The organism is Planctomycetota bacterium, assembly GCA_039819165.1.
In the GTDB taxonomy this organism is placed as follows: Bacteria; Planctomycetota; Phycisphaerae; order Phycisphaerales; family UBA1924; genus JAHCJI01.
On record JBCBSM010000002.1, the window covers coordinates 390,517 to 415,078 of the forward strand.

Below are 24,562 nucleotides of genomic sequence, written 5' to 3' on the forward strand. Positions count from 1 at the left end.
ACAAGAACGTTCTAGGCGTACGCGTGCAGGCCCGGCAAGAGCAGATTGACGCCGAAGTAGCACCACAGCATCATGAGGAAGCCCACGATGCTCAGCCAGGCGGTCATGAGGGCCTTGTTGCGGCCCATCACCAGCCGCAGATGGATCACGATGAGGTAGATGATCCAGGTGATGAGCGCCCAGGTCTCCTTGGGGTCGAAGGCCCACCAGCGGCCCCAGGAGTGGTCGGCCCACCACGCGCCGAGCAGGATGCCGACGCCCAGCGTCCAGAAGGCGAGCTGGAGCACCGTCATGTGGGCGCTATCGAGGTCGGCCAAGGTGCGCGCCAGGGTGCGGGGCTGTGCGCCCTCGTCCCCGTGCAGCGCGACCATGGCGGCGGTGCCGGCGCTGCCCAGGTCGTCGCTGGTCTTGGCTCCACGCAGCCGGGCGACGAGCGACACGACCAAGTAGAACACCGCGCACAGGAAACCCAGGCTTATGAGCCCGTAGCTGACCAGCACGGTCGTAACGTGGTACTTGAGCAGCACGCTGGTGTTGAGGATGGCCGCCTCGCGCGAGATCGATTCGCCCGGGATGCCCGTCTGCGTGGCGGCGATGAGCACCAGGAAGCCCACGCCCGCGGCCGCCGCCCCGAAGAGCCACTGCCGCTTCCATATCGTCATGCCCAGCCCCGCTAGCGCCGCGAACAGGCTCAGCCCGGTCATCGACTCGAACTGGTTCTGGATCGCGAAGCGCTCGGCGATGATGCACCTAAGCGTGAAGCCCGTGGCGTGCAGCGCCACCGCGACCGCCAGCATCGCGACGCCGGTGATGATGAGCCACCGGCGGCCCGTGCCGAACGCCAGGATCAGCCCGAGGAAGCCGGCGAGGTAGGCCCACATGCCCCAGTCGAAGAACCGGCCACGATTGTAGAGCAGCTCGAGGCGTGCGCGCTCGACGGGCTGGGTCTCGGGGTGGATGGCCGCGAGCTCGCGCACCAGCTCGTCGATGGCGCGGTTCGTGGCGGCCGCGTCGAGCGATCGCCACGCCGCGCCCAGCCGCTCGGCCGCCCCCCGCGCCGGATGGCTCGCGGGCAGGTCCTCGACGTGCCGCCAGGGCAGGTCGAGCGACTCGGGGGCGACCAGCACCATGTTGCCCGCCGTGCCCGCCGCCAGCCCGAGCGCCCGCTCGACGCGGCCGATCGACTGCCGCATCTGCGGCTCGTCGCCGTAGCGCTCGAAGATGGCGCTCGAGTGGGTCTCGATCGCCCTGGGCGACACACGGGTCATCAGCCGCCAGAGCTCCTGCTTCTCCTCGTTGTCGGGGAACGCCGCCTGCAGGTAGCGGTCGCGGAGCGTGAGGTATTCGACGCCCACGAGCGGACGATCGACGTAGTGGCCCGGATCGATCGCCAGATCGAGCAGCGTGAAGAGCGGATCGAGCTTGGCCTTGTCGAGCGCATCGGGCCGGGGCCTGGCGTACCGCCACTCCCAATCGGGGCCCTCGGCATCGATCGCGACGCCCTGGGCAACCACCAATTCCTCGTATCGCGCGCGGCCCGTGACCGCTCGCACCGTCTCCCGTGCGAGCGTGTCGAGGATCTTGACGCGGCCCGCGTGGAAGACCGGCACGCCCCGCAGCGGCGCGAGATCGACCCCGGCGGCGAAGGCGAGCTTCTGCTCGGGCGTTGCCGCGGGACGGTGCGGCGCGCCGAAGGGCGCGTTGTACGCCGGGCTGCCCACGAGGTCGGCCTCGGGGTGCTGGTTGCCCGCCGGCCCGGCCTGGGCGCCGGCGAGCGACGCGCACCACAGCACGACCACTATCGCGACAAGCCTCCGCATCATGCCGCCACCTCCCGCTGCTGTTGCTGCTGCGCGACCCGCTCGGCCAGCGCCCGCTTCTGCCGGCGGACCATCCACGGCTTGACGTAGAACGCCCAGGGCGTGCCCACCGCCATCAGCACGCCTCCCAACGCGATCACGTGGATGCCCGGGTTGTTGCCCACGTGCAGGATCGTGAACTGCGCGTAAGGCCTGGGGATCTCGCCCGCGTCGGCGAGCGCCTGCGTCCGCTCCCAGCCCTGGGCATCCCAGCCCGCCTGGGCAAACTTGAATTGCGAGGGATCCAGCCGCGAACCGAAGAAGCCGGCGATGTTGGCCGGCAGCGATCGCTCCTCGCTCCACACGAAGGGCGCCCGCAGCGGCGCGTTGAGCTGCGTCTTGCGGGTGTAGGGCTCGAACCATTCGTCGGGACCGCTGGGCTCGACCAGCACCGTCGAGCGATAGTCCCGTGGCGCGCCGCGGTGGTCGTAGCTGACCATCTCGAAGTCCGCCAGGCGGACCTGGAAGCCGGGCAGGCGGCGCATCGCCCGGCCGAAGGCGAGCTGCACGTGGCGGCCGTCGGGCAGGTCGATGGCGGCCTTGTTCTCCTGCCCCGCGTCGAGATACTTGGAGAAGGGGATCCACACGATCCGCGAGAACGCGGGCCGGCCCTCGGCGGCGGGCAGCGACACCTCGACGGCGACCATCGCCCGGTCGTGCGTGCCGACGAACTCCATGTCCTGCTCGACCTCTGGCACGATCGCCGGCCGCTCGAATGCGCGGGCGTGCGGCCAGGCCCCGGAGATCTCCAGGGCGACGCCCGGCACGATCGGCACGCGATCGCCGATGCCGACGCCCTCGACGATGGTGACCTCGTTGCCCGGGCCGCGGATCGCCATGCGGGTGCGGTCATCGTCCTCGACATAGGCGACGTGCAGCGCGCTCAGGTCGAGGTATCGCACGCGGACGATCGACTCGTCGGCCCGCTGCCGCGCCGGTCGGCCGCCGTCGCCGGCCACGCCCGACTCGTCGAGGTCCTGGCTGATCTCTGGGAATCGGCTGTAGATCCATCGCGTAAAGGGCCCGCCCTCGGGTGGCGTGATCTTCACGATCGCCACGCTGCTGGTCGAGCCCTCGTAGCCCTCGGTGATGATCGGGAAGGGCGGCTGGGGCATCACCCGCTCGACCTCGAACTCGATGCCGGCGTGCTCGAAGGCCGAGCCCGGCTCGGCGGGTGCGATGAACGGCTCGGTGGCGCCCGGCGGCGTGATCGCCAGCGCGTGCCGTAGCCCCGCCGGCACCGGCGCCGTGAGCTCTCGCCACGCCTGCTCGTCGCCGCCGCGGACGTACTCGATGCCGAAGGTGCCCGGGATCTGCGCGATCCGCAGCACGGGCTCGTCGGGCACGAAGTAGAAGCGGAAGATCGGGAGGGCGGCGTCGGCCGTCGCGTCGGCCACGCGGCCGTCGGCATCCAGCCCGCTGTACATCTCGATGAACCGCACGGGCCGCGGGTCCTCGACGGCCGCGGGCTCGGCCCGCAGCCAATCGGTGCGGGCCTCGGCGTAGGGCGCGTATCCCACGATGCGGTACTCGATGTCGGCGTCGCTCACGCCGCCGCGGGGCGGGGGCACCAGCAGGTCGAGGTCGCGGTCGGGCTCGGTCGCTTCGGGCAAAAGGCCCGCGAGCTCGAGTGCGCTCTCCCCGGCGCCTGCGTCGAGGTCGTACACGTTGTAGCGGGGCACGCCGGCGACGCGGCGCTCGTCCCACCCGCGACCGTTGCTCACCCACAGCGCCACCGCCGTCCGCTCGTAGAAGCCGGCGGCGGGCGGGCCCATCATCGGGATGCCGTCCGGCCCGTTGCGGCCCGCGAACAGCAGGACGTCGCCCTCGAGCTTCAGTGAGCTGTAATACAGGCTGCCCCAGCCCAGCATGATGATGCCCGTGTGCACCGACAGCACGCCGAGATTCGGCAGCGTAAACGCGACGCGGCGCACCGTGCTGACGACCATCGTGGCGATGAACAGGATGAGCGCCACCCGCAGCGGCCACCAGGCGTAGAACTCCAGCTCGGTCATCTCGAAGAAGGGCAGCCGCCGGATGGTGACCGAGTCGTAGTGGTCGACGAAATCGGCGAACAGCCGCAGCCCCTCGCCCGTCACGGGGTCGTACCGCAGCCCGGGCCAGAGCGCCTGCGACCACAGCCACGCGCCCGCGGCCGTGCCGGCGACCGACGACGCGAAGAGCCAGAAGAAGCGCCACGGCTTGTCGGCCCGCCGCGACGCATACGCCGCGACGCCGACGGGGACGGCCGCGCCGACGATGCAGGTGGCGAGCAACGTTGCGCCGTAGATCAGCCAGGTCAGCCCGCCGACGAGCAGGCCCACGGGCACGCTCGCGAGCACGCCGTACAGGCACACGAACACGAGCAGCGCGACGCCGAACAGCACCGAGCTGAGCAGCCGCAGCCCCCACTTCAGGGGCAGCAACGGCCCCCGTAAGTGCTGGTCATCCCACTGCTTGGCGTGCTGCCACTTGCGGCTCATGCAGGCTCCGTTCCAACCTCTTTACTATAGAAGGGCACCCGCCGGGGCCTTCCTGCGACATAGGAACAATTCCGATATCACAGGAACTCGATCGGGCTCCGCGAGGCTACGAACGCGTTCGCCGCTCCACGGCCGGCATCGGCCGCTACGGCGATCAATCCGGGTACCGCCGCCCCATCCCGGAGCGAGAACAGGGCGGGGTCCAGGCCGATCGCCGCCGGCGTGTGGTGGTAGAGCATCTCGAGGAGAACCGCCGGCGGGCAGCCGTCGCGTTCGAACAGCCGGCGGGCTTCGTCCAGCACGCAGATGCCCCGCACGGCGACGTCCTCGGGCGGCAGCCCGAGAACCGAGTCGGTCCCCAGGCCGACGGGGATGCCCGCGGCGAGCAGATCCCGGTAGCGATGCGGGCCGAAGCGGTCGGCCGCCCCGAAGTAGTCCGACGAGCGGGGGCAGTACGCCGCCCGCACGCCCCGGGCTGCCAACGCCTCGATGTCGCGGTCGTCGACGTCGTTGAGGTGCACGGCCAGCGCCGGCGGTGAATCGGGCAGCACCCCGATGGCCTGGGCCACCGGCGACCGGGCCCGGCCGAACTCCGCCGCCACGGCTTCGTCCCAGAGGCCCATGTCCGTGAGGAATGCACGCATGTCCCCCTCGCCGTCGACGATCAGGTCTCGCTCAGCGGGCGACTCGGCCAGGTGGGTGCACAGCGGGCGTCCGCCGGCGACCTCGGCGGCCCGCTCGTAGCCCCGCACCGAGACCGTGTAGGGCGCGTGCGGCTGGATGCCCAGCTCGATGGCGCCGCCAGCCACTTCGGCGTCGAGAGCCGCCCGCACGTGGTCGATGGCGGCGTCGGCCCGCTCGGCCAGGCCGAAGAATTCCAGGTAGGACACCCCCAGCATGCCGGCGGCCCGCAGCTCGGCGGCGGGCACGAGCAGGTCGGCCTCGCCGACGCCGCCGGCGATGTCGCCCACCGCGGCCGTCCCGCCGCGTTGCAACAGGCCCACGCCCTGACGCACGCTCTCGGCGATGCCCGCGGCGTCCCGCCGCCGCACGTCCAGGATGCCGCGGAGCCAGGCCACGAATCCGTCCGCGGGATCGTGGGGCACGGGCCCGGCGTGGGTGAGGTCGAGGTGTGCGTGCGCGTTGGCCAGGGCGGGCGCGACAACGGCACCCGGGAGCTCCAGCCGGTGCGCATCGCTCCAGGCCGGGTGCCGGCGGAGTTCGTCCGTGCTCCCTAGCGCCAGCAAGCGACAACCGACAGGGCCGTCGCCGCCTTCGGGCGAGAACAGCATCGCGTTGGCGCCGGCGATCTCGCCGGTGGCATCGACGAATCCGCGGCACGTGAGCGCAACAACGCGCGTCCCGGGCGGTGTCCGCCGGGGCCAGTGCGCATAGCCTGCGTGCGGGACGGACCCCATCGCGTCGCTCGAGCGCGGCATGTGATGGGGTGCTTGCACGGACCCCGATAATAGATGTTGCACCAGTGCCCGGAGGACTCGGGCCCCGCACGGAGGATTTCACGATGCCAAGGACGATCCGACGCCTGAGGCCCGCGCTGCTCGCAACCGCCGCCGGAGTGGCGGCCGCGAGCCTGGGCGGCTGCGCCTCGCAGTCCACGCTCGACGCGGCCGAAGCCGACAACAAGAACCTGCGCGAGCAGCTTGTCCAGCGGGACCAGGAGATCCGCTCGCTGCGGGACAGCCTGGATAGCGAGCAGCGGCTGCGCCGCCAGGCCGAGGCCGCCACGGGCGACGCCGGCCAGGCGCTCACGCAGGCGCAGCGGGAGCTGCTGGCCGCCCAGCAGGACCTGGAGCAGTTCGGCGAGGCCCTGGACGACATCGACCTGGCGATCGACCCGCGCACGGACGTCGCGCTGCGGCGGCTGGCGCAGCGATTCGCCGGTCGCATCCTCTACGACGGCAACGGCATGCTCCGCTTCGCCAGCGACCTGACCTTCGCCTCGGGGTCGGATTCGGTGACCGACAGCGGCCGCGAGAGCCTGGCCGCACTGGCCGAGGTGCTCAACGCCCCCGAGGCGACCGGCTACGCCATCGAGGTCGTGGGCCACACCGATAGCCAGCAGCCCAGCGCCGGCACCCGCCAGCGGCACGCGACCAACATGCACCTCTCGGTGCACCGCTCGATCGCGGTCCGCCGCGAGCTGGTGTCGATGGGACTTCCCGCCGGCCGCATCAAGGCCGCCGGCTGGGGCGAGCAGCGGCCGCTGGTGCCCAACACCACCACCGGCAACACGCCGCAGAATCGACGCGTCGAGATCTTCATCCGGCCGGACAGCCAGGGCGCGACCGCGTCCTTTGGCGGCGGCTTCGAGGCGATCGAGGCCGACATCGACGACGCCCGCGGCAGCGGCGGGCGGATCATCGACAAGTAGCGAATAGACCCTCGCACTGGCGAGCCGATGTGCATCGCTTAGGACGCGGCGTCGAACGACGCCGCGTTCTTGTTGGCGTCGTCGAGCGCGGCATCATCCGCGACCGGCCGCGCCGGCGCGAACGCCCAGGCCAGCGAGAACAGCCCGACGAGCGCGAGCACCGTTGCGGCCAGCAGCGTCCAGCCCAGCGCGTCCATCGCGCCGCGGCCGAACTGGGGCGCCGGCGCGCCGCTCTTGGGCATGACGTTGAGCGCGGCATCGAACTGCCAGGTGCCGAACTTGAGCTCGTCGCCCCGCCGCTCCGGGACGGGATCGCCCGCACGGCGGGCCCGCTGCACGCGGCGATTGAAGGACCGCTCGCTCTCTGGGAATCGGAGCGTCTCCTCCTCGATGGCGCCGTCGGGCATGAGCTCGAGGAGGCGGAAGCGCCAGTCGCCCCGCATGACCTCGCCGAAGCTCTCGGGATCGACGCCGGGGCGTTGCTGGCGAACGACGATGGCCAGCCGCTCGTCAGTCGCGCCGGTGCTGATGGCCTGCTGCAGCTCACCGATAGACTCGCCGCGCCGGGGCACGAAGCGGAGCACGCGGAGCCAGGCCTCGTGGCGGCGGAGGCCCGGCACGCTCTCGGGCAGCGAGCTCAGGCCCGAGCGGAGCCGCTCGGTCGCGTCGCCGAATCGCAGCACGGCCACGTCCGCGCCATCGGGATCCATGTCATCGGTGATCTCGACGGGGATGCCGGCCCAGGTGAACTCGCGATCGATCACGGGCTGGAAGACGTAGAGCTCGCGGCCGAACTCGTCGTGGTAGTCGTTGAGGCGGCTGGCCATCTCGGCCGCGACGCCGACGAGCCCGAGCGCACAGAACAGGGCGAGGCCGAGCAGGGCCCAGCGGCCCCGGGTCCATCGGCGCGGCGGCTGCGTCGTGCTAGGAATCGTCATCTCCATCGTCGGCGTGCTCCTCGCCCGTCTCGTCGTCATCGCCGCCGTGGTCATCCGGGTCGTGGGCCAGGAAGAGGCCCGGCGTGAGCCCGTGCCGCACGCGGCTGCGATCGGCGGAGCTGCCATGATCGTCGTGGTGGCCGTGGCCGGCGTGCTTCTCGGCGAGCTTCTTCTCGTAGGCCTTCTCGCCGATCTCCTGGATCTTCTTGTCCTTGGCATACTGGTAGATCGGGCCGGCGATGTTCTCGTCCTCGCCGCGGGTCAAGCCGCCCGTGCCGCCGGGCGTTATCTGGGCGGACTTCCATTCGTAGAAGGTATCGCGGTTGCCGAGATCGAGCGCGGTGAAGCCGATGAACAGCCCCACGCCCATGAGCGTGAAGAGCAGCGTGATCAGGTTGAGACGGTTGTCCCACTGCAGGTGCATGAACACCGCGACGACGAGCATGGCCTTGATGGTGGCGATGCTCATGGCGATGAAGACATTGACCAGCGTGGGGATCTCGAGCTCGAAGGTCTCGGCGATCCAGATCTCGGCCCGGGACGAAGCAACCGTCAGGATGGTGAAGAAGACCAGCGCCGCGAGCACACCGCGGAGCATCCACTTGCCGATCACGTGGTGCTCGTGCTCCTCGCCCGCGTGCTCCCCGTGGTGCTCGGGGTGGAAGGCGTGCGGATCGGCCATGTAGTCCTGGTATTCGGCCTCCGTCATCGTGGACGGATCGGGCCGGTGCGCCTCGCTGGATTGGTCGTGCGACATCGCGTGTCTCCTCGTGGGCGCGTCAGTGGATGAGGTAGAGCAGCGGGAACAGGAAGATCCAGATCAGATCGACGATGTGCCAATAGAGGCCGACGTTCTCCACCGCGAGGTAGTTCTTGGGGCCGTAGCGATTCATCTCGTTGCGGACGATGAGCCAGCCGATCAGGCCCATGCCGATGATGACGTGCGAGGCGTGGATGCCGGTGGCCACGTAGTAGAGGCTCCACCACATGGGCTCCATGGGGTCCTGGGCGTAGGCGTAGTCGAAGAGCACGCCGGGACGCTTGCCCTCGCCCCACTTGGGGATGTATTCGAGGAACAGCTTGACCACGAGGAAGGCCAGGGCGCAGAACCACGTGATGATGAGGTTGATGCGAGCGGCGGCCTTGTTGCCCAGCTGGGTGTGGCGGATGGCGGCCGCGATGGTGTAGCTGGAGTAGAGCAGCACCAGCGTGTTCAGCCCGCCCCACCGCCAATCGAGGTAGTGCGACCCGTTGGCAAAGGCCTCGGGGTACTTCATCCGCATGATGGCGTAGCCGCAGAAGAGGCCGGCAAAGAGCAGCACCTCGGTGGCCAGGAACAGCCACATGCCGAACTTGCCGCCGTCGAACTCGTCGTCGCCCGTTCGCCAGTGGTGGCCCTTCTCCACGGTTTCGTGGTAGGGCCGATCCTCGGCGGGCAGGCTGTCGGTGGGATCGATGGTGGTCATGCGGGCCTCGCGTCCACTCGCGGCATCGGCGTCGAGCTAGTGCCGGTACGGCTCATCGGGCAGGGGGAACTCGTCGGGCTCGGTGTGCGGGGGCACGACCGAGTCGTAATCGTACGGGCCGTGCTTGACGATCGGCTCGCTGGCGAAGTTGTGCTCATCGGGTGGCGAGTCGGTGTGCCACTCGAGCGTCAGGCCGCCCCACGGGTTCGCCGACGCGGGCCGCCCCGCCATCAGCGAGTACACCAGCGTGAATAGGTGCGCCAGGAAGCCGGCCAGCAGCATCCACGAACCAACCGTCGAGATGACGTGCATCCACTGGTACTCGTCCGGGTAGCTCGCGTAGCGGCGGGGCATGCCGTGGGCGCCCATGATGAACTGGATGAAGAACGTGACGTTGAAGCCCAGGAACACCAGCCAGAAGCCCATCTGGGCGCCGGGCTCCCAGTACATCTTGCCGAACATCTTGGGCCACCAGTGGTGCAGCGCGGCCAGCAGCACGATCACGGTGCCGCCGAACATGACGTAGTGGAAGTGCGCCACGACGTAGTACGAATCGTGCAGGTGCATGTCGGTCGAGAGCGTCGCCAGCGGCAGGCCCGTGAGCCCACCGATGGTGAACAGGAAGAGGAAGCCCATGGTGTAGAGCATGGGCGTGTTGAAGACGATCGAGCCCTTGTAGAGCGTGGCGATCCAGTTGAAGACCTTGATGGCCGTCGGCACCGCAACGAGGAATGTCAGGAAGCTGAAGATGGCCGCCGTCAGCTCGCCCTGGCTGGTGAACATGTGGTGGGCCCACACCAGGAAGCTGACCGCCGCGATGCCCAGCGAGCTGAAGGCCACGGCGCGGTAGCCGAAGATCTTCTTGCGGGCGTGGCAGGTGATCGTCTCGCTGATCACGCCCATGGCCGGCAGGATCATGATGTAGACCACCGGGTGGCTGTAGAACCAGAAGAAGTGCTGGAAGAGCACGGGGTCGCCGCCCATCCGGGGATCGAACAGGCCGTAGTTGAACAGCCGCTCGAAGATGAGCAGCAGCGTGGTGATGCCGATGACCGGCGTGGCGAGCACCTGGATGATCGCCGTCGCGTAGATGGCCCACACGAACAGCGGCATGTCGAACCACCCCATGCCCGGGGCGCGGAGCTTGTGCACCGTAACCACGAAGTTCAGGCCGGTCAGGATCGAGCTGAAGCCCATGATGAACACGCCCAGGATCATCGCCACCAGCCGCCAGTGGTCGGCGTCGGTCATGGTCGAGTAGGGCGTGTAGAAGGTCCAGCCGGTATCGACGCCGCCCACGAGGGCCGACGCGAGCGCGAACAGCGAACCGGCGACGTAGATGTACCAGCTCGCGAGGTTCAGCCGCGGAAAGGCGACGTCCTTGGCGCCGATCATGATGGGCATGAAGAAGTTGCCCATGCTCGCCGGGATGCCCGGCACGATGAACATGAACACCATGATCGCGCCGTGCAGCGTCATGGCGCGGTTGTAGATGTTGTTGGCCGGCGCGCCCTCGGCCCCGAATAGCGGGCCAAGCCGCTGGCCGGTGACCTCTGCGCCGCCGTCGGGGGTGGTGATGGTCCGCACGGGCTCGAGCAGTTCGAGCCGAAGCGCCAGGGCCATCACGCCGCCCAGGAAGAACATGAAGAGGACCGCGAACAGGTACATCACGCCGATCTTCTTGTGGTCGACCGTCGTGGCCCAGTTGCGGATGTCGGCCCAGAGGCTACCCCGGGAGGCCAGGTACGAGCCGTGGTGCCCGCCGCCGTGGTCGGCGGGTCCGGCATGCGTGTCCACGGTGGTCATGGTGCGTCCCTCCAGAAGTCGAATCGGGCGGCCCGGGCGAATCGATCAGCCATCGCCCGGCTCCATCATGCCCGTGCCATCACCCGCGGCGCCGGCCTGCCCGTCGGCTTGCTCACCCTCGGCCGCCTCGCCCTCCGCGTCGGGATCGACCTGCGCGGCGTCGAGCTCGGCCTGGGGCGTCGAGGTGCTCAGCGTCTTCATGTACGCGATGATCCAGCCGATCTGCTCGCTGGTCAGGATGCCGTCGTAGGGCACCATCTGATTGGCGTAGCCGGCCCGGATCTTGGCGCCGGGCACGAGGATGGACTCGCGGAGATGGTTGTCGTCGGCCAGCACCATGCTGCCGTCGGCGTACTGGTTCTCGGTGTTGTACAGGTTCAGCCAGGTCGGGCCCGTGCCGGTGCTGCCGTCGACCGAGTGGCACGAGAAGCAGCCCTGCTGCTGCGAGACCAGCTGGCCCCGCTCGGCCAGCGTGCCCCGCGGCGAGCCGAAGACCTCGAGCTTGGCGTCGTAGATCTCCCGCGGCACGATGCGGATGATCGCCGCCATCTCGGAGTGCGAATCACCGCAGAACTCGGCGCAGTGCATGACGTGGTCGCGATAGGGATAGGGGCCGAGTTCATCGTCCTGGGGCGACATGGTGACGGCAGTATCGTCCAGCATGTCCGGCGTGAACGTGTAGCTGGTGTAGCGATTGGGGAAGAGATCCATCTTGGTGCGGAAATCGGGCACCCAGAAGCTGTGGATGACGTCCGTGCTGGTCATCCGCAGCAGCACGGGCTCGCCCTCGGGGAAGTACCAGACCGGCGCCTCCAGGGACGCGAAGGCCTGCTCGTTCTCGCTGGCCCGGGCGCCGCGGGTCACCGTGGCGGTCTCGTTAGAGATCTGGCCGTTGGGGTACTCGAGCTTCCAGCTCCACCGGAAGCCGGTCAGGTTGCACTCGATGGCGCCGGCGGGCGCGTAGTTGAGGTTGACGTAGCCGCGGAAGCCCTCGAAGAACATGAACAGGAAGAACAGCGTGGGGATCACCGTCCAGGTGATCTCCAGGATCGTGTTGTGCGACGCGCTCACGGGCGCCGCGACGCCCTTGCGGCGGCGGTAGCGGATGGCGAACAGCACCATCAACGCCATCAGCAGCAGGAAGAAGGCCACCGACGACCACCAGATGAACATGAACATCCAGTCGGCCTGGCGGGCGGCATCGGTGAACGGCCGGTCGCCGAACCAGAAGACGTCCCAGAACTTCTTGGCGGCATCGAAGCCACCCCCACCCGAGGAGCCCAGCAGCACGCGGCCCGCGTCAACGGAATCCACAAGCCCATAGATGGACGCCAGCAGCGTGCTCATGCGTTCACTCCCACCGCTCTCACCGCTCCCGCGGCCGGGCCGCGCTCCGAGTCCGCGCGTGCGTCGCGCGCCTTCACCACCCGTTCGCCCAGCTTGAGCACGGCCACGAGGCCGCCCACCAGCACGATCGAGATCGCCGCCCCGATCTGCATCACCCGCGTCGCCGCCAGCGCGTAGGAATTGCGATTCGGGTCGTACGAGAAGCAGAACAGCAGCACTCGATCTCCGAAGCTCGCGCCGATGCGGCCATCCGCGGCATCGAGCAATGCCAGGCGGACCTGCCGAGGCTCGTAGCCGAAGCCATAGAAGTACCGCGAGACGGTGCCATCGGGCGCCAGCACGACCACGCCCGTCGCGTGGGCGTACTCGTTGACCTCGGGCAGATAGCGGAAGCCGAAGCCCACCGAATCGGCGATGGCCCGCGACGTATCGCCGCTGGCCCGCAGGAAGCGATAGCCCTCGGCCACGGTCTCGGGATTGTCGGCGTTCTGCTCGTAGCCCGAGCGGTACAGCGTGGCGTACTGGCTGGCCTGGGCCTGTGTGTTGGTGGGGTCGAAGGACACCGCCAGCACGTTGAACTCATCGCCGATGGTCCAGTCGTCGAGGCCGTTGAACGCCCGGTTGAGGTTGTTCAGCAGCGCGGGGCACGCGATCGGGCAGTCGTAGTAGACCATCAGCAAGAGCGTCGGCTTGCCCCGCTCGGGCGCATCCCGCGAGTCGAAGAAATCGCCCAGGCGGACGGTCTCGCCCTCCACGGTGGTGAGCTCGGCGTCAAGGGGCACTCGCTCGCCGAGCTTCTCGACGATGTCCAGACCCCGCGCCTCCTCCGGCACCTCGCTGTTGACCACCTGCGCACGCACGGGCGACGCGGCAATGGCCGCGGACGCCGCGAGGAAGGCCAGGATGGTGCGCATCGAGCGTGTCATGGGTCGTGCTGGGTCCGTGCGTGCTGCATCCGTTCGTCGTGCGTGCTCCGTCCTGCGGGCGGTTCGCCCGCCCGCTTAGCCCCCTCCGGTGCCGTAGCCCGCCAGTACGCGATCCCGGGCCTCTGCGATGGGGACTCGCACCCGCGTTCCCGTCTCCTCGGCCCAGCCATAGCTCTCGAGGGCCTCGAGGGATTCGTCGCGGTAGGCGTTGGCCTCGCGAGCGAGGTTCAGGGTTTCGATCTTGTCCTGGCGCACCTGCCGCATGTAGTGGCCGTAGAACAGGCCGACGCCCACGACGCAGACCACGACGAAGACCACCATGCCGGCGTAGAAGACGAGGATCCCGCGCGTGCTGATGTGGCTGCCGTTCTCGCGCTGCGGCAGGCCCTCTTCGCGCGAGTGCGCAAACCAGTCGTCGTGCTGGTCGTGTTCGTCGTGATGGACGGGCGCGTCGGACATGGTTGCTTCCTGGATCGTCGTTCCCTGGGATCGTCGTTTCTTGCCCAGCAGTACAATTTACTGTATGACAGCGTCTAGACGTAGTTCTTGTGCACGAGGGTTTCTGGCAGCCTCGGTTCGCGGACGTTGAGCAGCGGCGCCTTGGTCAGCCGCCAGACCAGCACGCCGGTGTACAGCAGGACGACCCCAGCGATGGCCGGGATGTCCACGAGCAAGCCCGGGGCGAACCCGACGGGATCCTCTCGGGCGATGGTGAGCGCGGGCCGGATGATCCAGTAGATGTCGAGCACGTGCATGAGCACGAGCCAGCCGCCGATGCCGCAGTAGAGGATCGTGTTGCGGCGGAAGACCCTCCAGAGCAACGGGAAGAACGGGACGATGAAGTGGCCGATCACCAGGAAGGCCGTGAGCACCGGCCACTCCTGCTTGCGGTGGATGTACCAGACGGTCTCCTCGGGGATGGCGCTGTACCAGATCAGGAAGTACTGGCTGTAGGCGATGTAGGCCCAGAACACCACGAAGCCGAACATGAACTTGCTCAGGTCGTGGTGGTGCTCCTCGGTGACCAGCCCCACGAGCGTGCCCTTCGAGCGGAGGAAGGTCAGCAGCAACGCCATCGCGGGGAAGGTGACGAAGAAGGCGCCCGCGAAGAAGTACACCCCCCACATGGTGCTGAAGAACTCGTAGTCGGTCAGCGCCATGAGCCAGTCGAAGGCGAAGAAGGCCGTCGCCAGCGCGAGCACCAGCAGTCCCCAGGCCGAGTGGAACGACGCCTTGTTGTTCAGCCAGCGGTCGCCGGAGGCCTCGAGCCTGCGAGAGATGCCCCAGAGCAGGCGGGCCAGGCCGATCCAGACAACCAGATAGAAGACCAGCCTCGCCCCCACGAAGAAGGGATTGAAGTAGGGCTTCTTCTTGGTAATGAAGTACTCTTCGGCGGTGATGGCGTCGTTGAGCCAGGTCGACACGATGCCCGTGCCGCCCGACATGGCGCTGACCAGCTCCGATAGCACGAAGAGCAGCACGCCGATCGCCGGCAGCCAGATCAGCAGGGCGACCTGCTCGAGCACCCGCTTCATCGCGATCATCCAGCCGGCATTGACGACGTAGTTGATCATCAGGAAGAACAGTGCGCCGAGGCTCGGACCGAGCACGGCCACCACGCCGACGAACAGCGCCCCCTTGGTGTGCGCGATGGCCGACGAAACGCTGTGCGACTGCGCGACGATCACGCACGCGACGATGGACGCGGCGATGCCCACCACGCCCGCGGCAACGAGCGCCTTCCACAGCAGCGCGACCCGGCCCGATGCGAGGTTGATGTTCTCCTCGGTGAGGGCTGGATGGTCGGGGATGGGTGCGTCGGCGGCGGCCCCGGCGGCGTCAGCGGTGATCTGGCTCATCCCGCGGCTCCCTTCTCGGCCGGGTCGGCGGCGCCGTCGGCGGGCCCGGCATCGGCGCGGCCCCGCAGCTCGCGGAGGCGGCGGGCCTCCTCGGGCGGCAGGTCGTCGATGTCGTTGTTGAGCGCCTCCTGCAGCACCCGGATGTGGGCAACGATGGCCCAGGTGTCCCGCGCGGTGAGCGCGTGGCCGTAGCCCGGCATGCGGTAGCGGCCGTCGGGGTGCTTCAGCCCGTTGCGGGCGATGTGGAACATGTAGCCGTCCGTGCCGGTGTCCAGCGAGCGGTCGAGGTACTTCTCGTCGTGGTAGCTGGGCACCGGGGCGGACCAGCGGCGGCCGACGGTGCCCAGACCATCGCCCTCGTAGCCATGGCAGGCGGCGCAGTAGATGTTGTACCGCTCGGCCCCGCGCTCGAGCAGCGCCTGGTCGACGGCGACCGGCATCCGCTGGACGAACTCGCCACCCTCGGTAAGCCCGACGTAGAGCGCGGTGTCGCCGGCCAGCGCCTCCTCCCGCTCGAGGAGGAAGGGCTCGGCCCAGTCGGCGTCCTCGGGCAGCATCGACTCGTCGAGCATGAATGCACCGAAGGCGACAGTGCCGTCCTCGGGCGGCCGCATCGCGCGACCGTCGGCGAAGAACTCCGTCTCGGTCTGCGGCTTGAACTTGGGCGAGTCGTCCATGTCGGGGAAGAACTGCCGCGGCGGCTTCTCGGAGCGTTCGCCGCGGCACCCCGCGAGGGGCGCCGCGACGCCGAGGAGCGCCGCCACGCAGACGCTTGCCCGAACGAACTGTCGGATGGCGGGCCGCATGGCGTCTACTCCTCCACCAGTTCGACGTGGACGGCGCCGAGCTCGCCCAGCATGGTCGCCGTCGGGGCGCCCTCGAACCTGGGGTCGCCCGCCTCGATCACGATGGCGTAGGCGTCGTCGCTGGTCCGCAGGAAGCGGTCGTTCTTCATGAGTGCATGGTGCCAGCGGGGCAGGCCGTTGAGCGCCAGCATGCCGAAGAGCGCGCTGAAGGCCGCGAAGAGCACGCCCAGCTCGAAGGTGATGGGCACGAAGGGCTCCCACGCGTTGTACGGCTTGCCCTGGACGACGATGGGGTAGTCCACGCCCGTCATCCAGTACTGCATCGCGAGCGCACAGCCGATGCCGGTGAAGCCGCCCATGGCCACGATGAGCGGCAGCTTGGTGCGGGCGATGCCCATGGCCTCGTCGATGCCGTGGATGGGGAAGGGGCTAAACACGTCCCACTTCTTGAAGCCCGCGTCGCGGACCTTCTCGGCGGCGTGGTAGACGTCCGCCGGCGTGGCGAACTCGGCCAGCACGCCGTGCACGACCGCGCCGTCCTCGGTGCGGAAGGCGTGCGTGGGCTTGTCGGGGAGACCCAGGATGCCCATGTCAGGAGCCCTCCTTCGAGTCGCTGGCGCCCGGCGCGGCGGCCCGGCCGTGGCCGGGCTCGTCTGCGTGTCCATCACCATGGCCATCGCCGTGATGATGCGGATCGGCCTCGGGCAGGATGGCCTTGATCTCGGCGATCGGGAACACCGGCAGGAACCGGAGGAACAGCAGGAACAGCGTGAGGAAGATGCCGCAGGAGCCCGCGAAGGTCAGGATGTCGACCCACGTCGGATAGAACATGTGCCACTCGCCCGGCACGAAGGCCCGGTGCAGGCTGGTCACGATGATCACGAAACGCTCGAACCACATGCCGATGGTCACCAGCAGCGCCACGATCCAGATGACGATGGGGTTGCGGCGGAGGCTCTTGAACCAGAAGACCTGCGGGCTGAGCACGTTGCAGGAGATCATGGTCCAGTAGGCCCACCAGTAGGGCGCGCCGTCCTCGTGCAGCCAGATGGGCAGTGCCCGGTTGAAGGCGAACACGTCGTACTCAAAGCTGTTGCCGCCGTACCAGGCGATGAAGAACTCCATCGCGTAGGCGAAGCCCACCAGCATGCCCGTGACCAGCAGGATCTTGGACATGTTCTCGAGGTGCCTCAGCGTGATGAGGTCCTTCATGTTGGGGAACAGCTCGCGCGCGGGGATCAGCAGCAGGAGCACCATCGCGAAGCCGCCGAAGACGGCGCCCGCCACGAAGTACGGGGGGAAGATCGTGGTGTGCCAGCCCGGCAGGATCGAGGTCGCGAAGTCGAACGACACGATCGAGTGCACACTGAGCACCAGCGGCGTGGACAGGCCCGCCAGCAGGATGTAGGCCTTCTCGTACCGCATCCAGTGGCGGCTGCTCATCCGCCAGCCCTGCGCCAGGAAGCCGTAGATATACACCCGCAGCGTGTCGGCGGCGATCGGCAGGAAGGGGATGCGCACCGGGTTGGGGTTCTGGCGGAGCCGGAGGTCGGCCCGGTCGCGGAGCGTCGCGAAGTCCGGGATCATGCCCATGTACCAAAAGAGCGCCGACACCGTGGCGTATGTGCTCACGGCGAATACGTCCCACAAGAGCGGGCTGCGGAAGTTGGGCCAGATCCAGTTGTAGTTGGGGATGGGCGGCAGGAACCACGCGAACCACACCCGGCCCACATGGATGCCCGGGAAGATGCCCGCGCAGATCACCGCGAAGATGGTCATCGCCTCGGCCGCGCGGTTCACGGCCGTCCGCCACTGCTGCTTGAAGAGGCACAGGATGGCGCTGATGAGCGTGCCGGCGTGGCCGATACCGATCCAGAATACGAAGTTGGTGATGTCCCAGGCCCAGTCGACCTGGTTGGTCAGGCCCCACACGCCCACGCCGGTGATGATCAGGTAAACGATCATCAGCTGGCACACGCCGGCGAGGGTGGCGGCCATGCCGAAGAGCGGGAGCCACCAGCGGCCCGGGCTCTTCTCGGCGTAGCCACACACGATCTCGGTAATCTCGCCGACCGAGCGGTTGTTGAGCACCAGCGGGCCCCGGAAGGCGGGGTCCTCGGTCAGCGAGCCGTCGCCCAGCCCGGGATCGACGCGGCCGTCGATGGCCTCGGGACGGCGACCGGCGAGCCGCTCGGCGGTGACCTGGTCGGGGTTCAGTGAGGTCACAGCAGGCCTCCGGTCGGTCCAGTCGCCGCACCGCCGAGCACACGCAGGCTCAGCGCGTAGCCGTCGTCGTCCTCCCGCCGCAACAGATCGATGAACGTGCTCCGCGAGGCGTGGCCCTCGTCGCCGTGCTCGCCGTGCCCGCCATGCTCATCGAGGTGCTGGTAGTGCGGCTCGAGGCCCTTCTTCTTCCACTTCACGTCGTGGGGGTGCCAATCGAGGTACTCGTAGCGCTTCTTGTCGTAGACCTTCAGGATCTCGGGGTTGGGGTTGTGCACCGCCATCAGGTGCGTGGTGCGCGGCCGGGTGTTGAGGTAGCCCAGCACGGCGTAGTTGCGGCCGCTCGTGCGGGTCCGCGTTACGCGGCTCTCGGGGTCCTGGATGTCGCCGAAGGTGATGCAGCCCGTGGGGCAGGCTTGCTGGCAGGCGGTCTGCACGAAGCCATCGGGCACGTGCTCCAGGCCCGTGAGCTTGGTCTCGATCTTGGCCTCGTTCGTCCGCTGGATGCAATAGGTGCACTTCTCCATGACGCCGCGGGAGCGCACGGTGACGTGGGGGTTCTTCTGCAGCTTCTCGATCTCGGAGAGCTGCTTGCGGAGGCGGGGCGGGATGAAGTGCTGATTGGGTGGCAGCTTGTCGTCGAAGAAGCCACCGGTGGCCCTGCTGGTCTCCTCGTTCAGCCCGCCATCGAGCGGCTTGACGCCATAGTCGAAGAAGTTGAACCGCCGGACCTTGTAGGGGCAGTTGTTGGCGCAGTACCGCGTGCCGATGCAGCGGTTGTAGACCATGTAGTTGTGGCCCTCGGGGCCGTGCACGGTCGCATTGACCGGGCAGACGACCTCGCAGGGCGCGTTCTCGCACTGGACGCACGCCACCGGCTGGTGCAGCACCTCGTCGGGATCGTTCAGGTCCTCGCCCACGAAGTAGCGATCGATGCGGATCCAGGCCATCTCGCGGCCCTTGGCGACCTCCCGCTTGCCGACGATGGGGATGTTGTTCTCGCTCTGGCACGCAACGGTGCACACGCCGCAGCCCAGGCACGAGGCCATGTCGATCGTCATGCCCCACTGCGGCCGCCGGGCGTACTCCGATCCGGGCTCGGGCTCGCCATAGCCCTCGTTGTACGGGTTCTTGTAGATCGAGCGATTGGGCGGCGCGTGGCTGACCACGCCCAGCTGCTCGGCGAAGTTCAGGTCGCTGGTGCCCAGATCGTACTGATCGTCGTGATCGATCCGCAGGTTGCCGTAGGTCTGCCACGCCGGCAGCTCGACGCGGCGGACGATCTCGGTGCGGCCCTCGAGCGACCAGTGGTTCTGCGTGCTGGCGATGAGATAGTCGCCGGGCACGCGCTCCATGGTTGCGCCCGACGCCCGCCACTGGCCGGCGCCCCGCAGCGCGTAGGTGTTGAAGCCCGAGCCCTCGGCGATGGGGCCGCCCCGCTCGCGGCCGTAGCCCAGCCGTAGCACGATGGTGTCGTCGGCGATGCCCGGGCAGATCCACGCGGCGATGTCGAGGGTGCGGCCTTCGACCTCGAGGCGGACCATCTTGGCGGTCGTGTGCTCGCGCAGGTAGACGTGCCGCGGGTTGCCACCGCCCGGCACCAGGCCCAGCCGCTGGGCGGTGCCCGGACTAATGAGCGCCGGGTTGTCCCAGGTGGTCATGCTGCCGATGTCGGGCAGCTCCTGCAGCCAGCCGTTGCCGGCCATCCGCCCGTCGAGCGTGCGGCCCGGCGTGAAGAGCACGTCGAGCGACGACTCGGCGGGCGCCCCACCCACGCGGATCGAGCCGATGCCCCGAACCACGCCAGCGACATTGAGCGGCGGCGTCTCGGCGGGCGTGCCGCTGCCGGTCACCAGGCCATCGTGCAGGGCCCGCCTCCAGCGCTTCTCGAAGCCGCCGGCGCTCATCATGCCGAATCGGTCGGCCAGCAGCCGGCGCCACACGCTCCGCACGATGTGGTGCCCGCGGGGCCACGCGGGCAGCTCCGATCCTCCGGCCTCGTCACCATCACCAGCGTCGGCCTCGAGGTCGGCGACGTACACGTCGTCGGGATTGCCCACTCGCTGCAGGCCCTCGGCGCCGCTGACGACGACCGCGCCCTCCTCGCGCGCCGACTGGTGCAGCGCGGTCAGGCGGGCCTCCTCCTCGAAGGACTCGCCCGCCAGGAAGGCCAGCAGCTCGATGTCGGTGCGGCCGCCGTAGAGCGGCGCGATCATCGGCTGCACGACCGACAGCGTGCCGTCGGCGGCGACCGCGTCGTTCCACTGCTCCAGGTAGTGCGTGCCGTTCAGCCTCCACGTCGACGCCGCCGCGGTCTCGGTGTCGTGCACGTCCAGCGTCACGCGGACGGGCACGCGGGCGAAGGCGTCGGCGAAGCCACACTCGACGGGCGCGTCGTACACCGGGTTGGCATCGATGCACACGATGGCCTGGATGGCCTCCGACCCCGACTCGATGTCGCGGCACAGGCGGACGAGGTCGGCGTGGCCGTCGCTAGCGACGTCGTCGGCCATCGGGCGGTACCGCACGATCGGGCCGACCGCGCCCAGGGCCGCGTTGATGGCGTGCACCAGCGCGTGCACGCCCGCGGGCAGCGAGCGGCCGGCGAGCACTACCGAGCGCCCGGGGTTGGCCGCGAGATCGTCGGCGCACAGGCCGATCCAGGCCTCGTCGAGCGTGGCGTCCGGCGGGATCGACACGCCGTCGAGCGCGGCGCGGATCCGGGCGTCGCCGCCGAGCCGTTCCATCAACGCCCGAGCCAGCGCGACCACGAAGGCCGGCTGGAGCGACGGGGCCATCCGCAGGCGATGGTCGGCGCGGCCACCGGCACTAGAGAGCGCGCCCTCGACCGCGTAGATGCGGCTCATATCGACCGGCGTGCCGTCTTCGTTGGTGGCGTGCATCGGCGCCCGCTGCGAGACCAGGCCCCGCGCGTTCTTCAACTCGCCGGCGCCGCCCGACGCCGGATCGTGCTCGATCAGCAGGATGCGGTGGGCGTTCTCGAGCCGGAGATCCTCGACCATCGACGAGCCGAAGGCGAGCCGCGAGCCTTCGACGACGGCCGGACTCTCAAGCGGCTCGTAGGCGATCCACCTCGCGTTGGGCCAGCGGCGGAGGACGGCGTCCCGCATGGCGTCGCGGCTCGGGCTGGTCTTCTTGCCGACGACGAACGCCAGGCCCGCGCCACCCGTGGCGTCGAAGCGGTCGAAGCCGTCGCCGCTGCGGGCCCAGACGGCGAAGTCATCCCAGGTTGCTTCCAGCGGCCCGCGGTCCGGGTTCTCGAAGGTGACGCCCATGAGGCGGTACGGGTCGTAGAGATCCAGCACGCTGGCCTGCGACCACGCACTGGTGCAGCCCTGGTTGATCGGGTGCAGCGGGTTGCCCTCGACCTTGATGGGGCGGCCGTCGTAGGTCGCGATCAGCAGGCCCTCGGCACCGCCGCCGGGCAGCGGCATGGCCGTGGCGTAGTACAGCGGGCGGCCCGGGGTCTGGTCCTCGGGGACGTCCTTGGAGTAGGCGTAGATCGTGTGCTCGGGACGGCGGCAGCCGGGAATCGTCGCCGCTCCGGCGAGCGCCACCGAGGCGCCCATGATCTTCAGGAAGTCTCGCCGGGAGCCCTGCAGCAACTCGCTGGCGCGCGCCGGGAACTCGCGGTCGAGCCACTCGCGGAAGCCCGGCGTGTCGACGAACTCGTCGGCACTCCGCCAGACGCTCCGGCCGTTGCTCTGCTGCAGCGTGCGGGGCGTCCGATCGACGGCCTTGGCGCCGCGGGTCGAGGGACACTGATCGATGGTCTTATCCGCCATGGTGCGCTCCGGGAGCCGTCCCTAGTAGTGGCACGCGCCGCAGTTCTCGGGCGGCGCCCTGCGGATGCCCTCGATCAGCTGCTGCACCGCGACGGCCTGCCGGTCGGTGCCCATCCAATCGCCCAGCCAGACCGTCTCGACCCACTCGATGTCGGTGACCTTGTCGTGCGGCACGAGCCGCTTGGCGACCGCCGTCGGATCGTCCTTGTCGTCCCATGTGTCGCGGTGGCAGTCGAGGCACCAGCCCATGCTCAGGCTGTGCGCCTGGTAGACCACCGGCATGCCCTCGATCTGGCCGTGGCAGCTGTAGCAGCTCACGCCCGCGTTGACGTGGATGTGGTGCGGAAAGTCGCGCACGTAGTCGGGCAGCTTGTGGATCCGCACCCACGGGATGCTCTCGTCGTCGGCCCACGCCGTGCGGACGAACTCGACCTTCTCGCCGGGGTCGTACGTCGGCGCCAGCATGCCCTCGGTGTGGCAGCCCATGCACGTCGAGACCGCCGGGACGTTCGAGTGGGCCGCCTTCTCGACGTTGGTGTGGCAGTAGCGGCAGTCCATGCCGAGCTTGCCAGCATGGATCTGGTGGCTGAAGCCAGATCCCGGCTGCACCGGCATGTAGCCGACCTCCCAGTAGGAGGGCGTGAAGTAGTGCGTGACGACGGCGATCACCAGGATCGCGCCGCACACCGTGCCCAGGGCGCCGGCCGTGGGCAGCAGGTTCATCCAGACGGGGAATCGTGCGGACACCGGACGCCTCCCGAAAACTTGCCGTGCCGCGGGTGGCCCGACTGCCATCCCGCATCTCGCCACCCGGCATCCCGGACCGCGGACGGCATTCTCCCCTCTGTCGACCCTCAGCACCCGATTTGGTGTACACTTAGACAGAAAAAAGTACTGTCTTACCGTAATTGAGATCTAGTCTCATTCATGCAGGGGGAGCTCGGAGGGCATGGCATCAGGTACGGCTAACGCCAGCAGCACGCGCGACTCCGCACCGCCCAGCCGCATCGCCGGACCCACGATCGTGCTGGGCTTTGCGGCCGCGATCTCGATGTGGCTGGCGTGGCTGGTGGCGCACCAGCCCTGGATCGACCTGCCCGCGGGGCTCTCCGGGCCGGCCATGGTGCTGCTGCTGGCCGCGGGCGCGGCCGTCGCGGGCGGATGCGCCGGGAGGCGGCTGGGGATCGCCGTTGGGGCGGCCACGGGCTTGGTGGCGGCCGCCCTCAACCTGCTGGTGATGGGCTCGCTGGTGTCCGAGCAGGCCGATGAGGCCGCCCGGGCCGCCGGCGAGGCCGCCGCGTCGCTCACGCCCTCGGGCCAGACGGCGATGCTCGGCTTCCTCGGCCTCGGCGTGGCGCTCGGCGGGGTCGCCGGCGGCATCGCCGGCCTGCTGCGCGCGAACCCCTCGCCGGTGCCGCTGGCCCGGTGGACCGCCCGCTTCGCGATCGTGGCGGTGCTCTCGGTGGTCCCGCTGCTCCTGCTGGGCGGCCTGGTCACCAGCACCGACGCGGGGCTCGCGGTGCCCGACTGGCCCGGCAGCTACGGCGCCAACATGTTCCTCTATCCCATCGCGCTGATGGCCGATCCGCGGATCTTCCTGGAGCACTCGCATCGCCTGTTCGGCACGCTGGTGGGCGTGACGATGATCGCCCAGGCCGTGCTGGTGTGGTCGCAGCGATCGATGCGGAGACGCTGGGACCTGCGCATCTCGGTGGCGGCGGTGCTGGTGTGCGGCTTGCTGCTCGTGGGCGGCATGGCGATGCACACGCGCGGGGATCTCGACGGCCTGGCGTTCGGCGGCGTGGCGCTGCTGATCGGCGTCGCAAGCGTCGCGTGGTTCCTGCGGGGGCTCGCGGCGGAACGTCCCGCGCAGGCGGCGGCGGCGTTGCTGCTGATGGTCGGTGCGCAGGGCGTGCTGGGCGGCACGAGGGTGACCGAGGCCAGCCCGCTGCTGGGATCGATCCACGGCGTGCTCGGACAGGTGTTCTTCGCGTCGACGGTGCTCTTTGCGGCGTGGCTATCGCCGAGCGCCGCGACGCTGCGCGCCGACGGGGCCGCCCGCGCCTGGGTGCGCGGGGCGGCGTGGTTCCTGCTCGCGGCGCTCGTGCTGCAGCTGACGCTCGGCGCGCTGCACCGCCACGGCAGCCACGCCGAGGAGCACCTGGCGCCGTGGGCGCTGCACGGGCACATGGGCTTCTCGGTCGTGGTCGTGCTGGCGGCGGCGATCACGGGATTCGCGATGGTGGCGCAGGGACGCGGGCCGTCGGCGTCGGCCGATACGCCGCACGAGCGCACGGCCGCCCGCGCGTGCGGCCGCATCGGCCTGCTGCTGGCGTTGATCGTGTTCGGGCAGTTCGTGCTGGGCTGGGTGACGTTCTTCGTCGTCAGCGGCGCCCCGCCGCGGACGGTGCCGACCGCCGGCGAGTTGCAGGCGGTCCCACCGGTGCCGGTGGCCGAGGCGATCGTGACCTTCCTGCACCAGGCGACGGGCGCCGGGCTGATCGCCATCGCCAGCGCCGCGGTCGTGTGGGCCGGGCTGGCCCGCCCCGCGGTGCACGCACGGCCGGCCCGTGCGGCGGTGCAGCCGGGGTAGACGCGTCCGGAGCCGCCCGCATCGATCTAGGACCATTCGCGGCAACGCGCTGCAATGC

18 protein-coding genes are annotated in these 24,562 nt (G+C 69.3%); 2 read left to right on the forward strand and 16 right to left on the reverse strand.

Going from position 1 to position 24,562, the window contains the following annotated elements; genetic code table 11:
• Window positions 1-11: 11 nt before the first annotated feature.
• The 3 genes from ccsA to AAFX79_13135 form a co-directional block, all read right to left on the reverse strand.
• A complete protein-coding gene (gene ccsA, locus AAFX79_13125; protein ID MEO1009498.1) occupies window positions 12-1,823 on the reverse strand; it encodes a cytochrome c biogenesis protein CcsA in 1,812 nt (603 codons plus the stop codon).
• A complete protein-coding gene (locus AAFX79_13130) occupies window positions 1,820-4,342 on the reverse strand; it encodes a hypothetical protein (GenBank protein ID MEO1009499.1) in 2,523 nt (840 codons plus the stop codon). The genes ccsA and AAFX79_13130 overlap by 4 nt, the downstream gene beginning before the upstream one ends.
• A 77-nt stretch (window positions 4,343-4,419) precedes the next feature.
• Entirely contained in the window at window positions 4,420-5,799 is a 1,380-nt protein-coding gene (locus AAFX79_13135; GenBank protein MEO1009500.1) for an amidohydrolase family protein, read from the reverse strand.
• Window positions 5,800-5,864: 65 nt separating this feature from the next.
• On the opposite strand from AAFX79_13135, the gene AAFX79_13140 reads away from it, so the two are divergent.
• Window positions 5,865-6,734, forward strand: coding sequence for an OmpA family protein (locus AAFX79_13140; GenBank protein ID MEO1009501.1), 870 nt, complete (start codon window positions 5,865-5,867; stop codon window positions 6,732-6,734).
• Between the two features lie 38 nt (window positions 6,735-6,772).
• Here the strand turns inward: AAFX79_13140 and AAFX79_13145 are convergent, their stop codons facing one another.
• The 13 genes from AAFX79_13145 to AAFX79_13205 all read right to left on the reverse strand — a co-directional run bounded on the left by AAFX79_13145 (window position 6,773) and on the right by AAFX79_13205 (window position 22,658).
• Window positions 6,773-7,672 carry a hypothetical protein gene (locus tag AAFX79_13145; GenBank protein ID MEO1009502.1) on the reverse strand — a complete coding sequence of 300 codons (900 nt, stop codon included), beginning with the start codon at window positions 7,670-7,672 and terminating at the stop codon, window positions 6,773-6,775.
• On the reverse strand, window positions 7,659-8,429 hold the full coding sequence (locus AAFX79_13150) for a cytochrome C oxidase subunit IV family protein (GenBank protein MEO1009503.1): 771 nt from the start codon (window positions 8,427-8,429) through the stop codon (window positions 7,659-7,661). The genes AAFX79_13145 and AAFX79_13150 overlap by 14 nt, the downstream gene beginning before the upstream one ends.
• 22 nt (window positions 8,430-8,451) lie before the next feature.
• Entirely contained in the window at window positions 8,452-9,138 is a 687-nt protein-coding gene (locus AAFX79_13155; GenBank protein ID MEO1009504.1) for a cytochrome c oxidase subunit 3 family protein, read from the reverse strand.
• Window positions 9,139-9,174: 36 nt separating this feature from the next.
• Window positions 9,175-10,944, reverse strand: coding sequence for a cbb3-type cytochrome c oxidase subunit I (locus AAFX79_13160; GenBank protein MEO1009505.1), 1,770 nt, complete (start codon window positions 10,942-10,944; stop codon window positions 9,175-9,177).
• Between the two features lie 45 nt (window positions 10,945-10,989).
• Entirely contained in the window at window positions 10,990-12,291 is a 1,302-nt protein-coding gene (locus AAFX79_13165) for a c-type cytochrome (protein MEO1009506.1), read from the reverse strand.
• Window positions 12,288-13,217, reverse strand: coding sequence for an SCO family protein (locus tag AAFX79_13170; GenBank protein ID MEO1009507.1), 930 nt, complete (start codon window positions 13,215-13,217; stop codon window positions 12,288-12,290). Before AAFX79_13170 ends, AAFX79_13165 begins: the two co-directional genes overlap by 4 nt.
• A 75-nt stretch (window positions 13,218-13,292) precedes the next feature.
• Window positions 13,293-13,676, reverse strand: a complete 384-nt coding sequence (locus AAFX79_13175; protein ID MEO1009508.1) for a hypothetical protein — start codon at window positions 13,674-13,676, stop codon at window positions 13,293-13,295.
• Window positions 13,677-13,750: 74 nt separating this feature from the next.
• A complete protein-coding gene (locus AAFX79_13180) occupies window positions 13,751-15,076 on the reverse strand; it encodes a hypothetical protein (GenBank protein ID MEO1009509.1) in 1,326 nt (441 codons plus the stop codon).
• Window positions 15,073-15,882 (reverse strand): cytochrome c, encoded by an 810-nt coding sequence (locus AAFX79_13185; protein MEO1009510.1) that lies wholly within the window; start codon window positions 15,880-15,882, stop codon window positions 15,073-15,075. The genes AAFX79_13180 and AAFX79_13185 overlap by 4 nt, the downstream gene beginning before the upstream one ends.
• A gap of 5 nt (window positions 15,883-15,887) precedes the next feature.
• Entirely contained in the window at window positions 15,888-16,472 is a 585-nt protein-coding gene (locus AAFX79_13190; GenBank protein ID MEO1009511.1) for a DUF3341 domain-containing protein, read from the reverse strand.
• A gap of 1 nt (window position 16,473) precedes the next feature.
• Window positions 16,474-18,006: an NrfD/PsrC family molybdoenzyme membrane anchor subunit gene (gene nrfD / locus AAFX79_13195; protein MEO1009512.1), complete on the reverse strand. Its 1,533-nt coding sequence runs from the start codon at window positions 18,004-18,006 to the stop codon at window positions 16,474-16,476.
• A gap of 98 nt (window positions 18,007-18,104) precedes the next feature.
• The gene (locus AAFX79_13200; GenBank protein ID MEO1009513.1) at window positions 18,105-21,911 is read right to left on the reverse strand and encodes a TAT-variant-translocated molybdopterin oxidoreductase; all 3,807 of its coding nucleotides are present in this window, start codon (window positions 21,909-21,911) and stop codon (window positions 18,105-18,107) included.
• 21 nt (window positions 21,912-21,932) lie between these two features.
• Window positions 21,933-22,658, reverse strand: coding sequence for a cytochrome c3 family protein (locus AAFX79_13205; protein ID MEO1009514.1), 726 nt, complete (start codon window positions 22,656-22,658; stop codon window positions 21,933-21,935).
• Between the two features lie 202 nt (window positions 22,659-22,860).
• On the opposite strand from AAFX79_13205, the gene AAFX79_13210 reads away from it, so the two are divergent.
• On the forward strand, window positions 22,861-24,504 hold the full coding sequence (locus AAFX79_13210) for a COX15/CtaA family protein (protein MEO1009515.1): 1,644 nt from the start codon (window positions 22,861-22,863) through the stop codon (window positions 24,502-24,504).
• Window positions 24,505-24,562 lie beyond the last annotated feature (58 nt).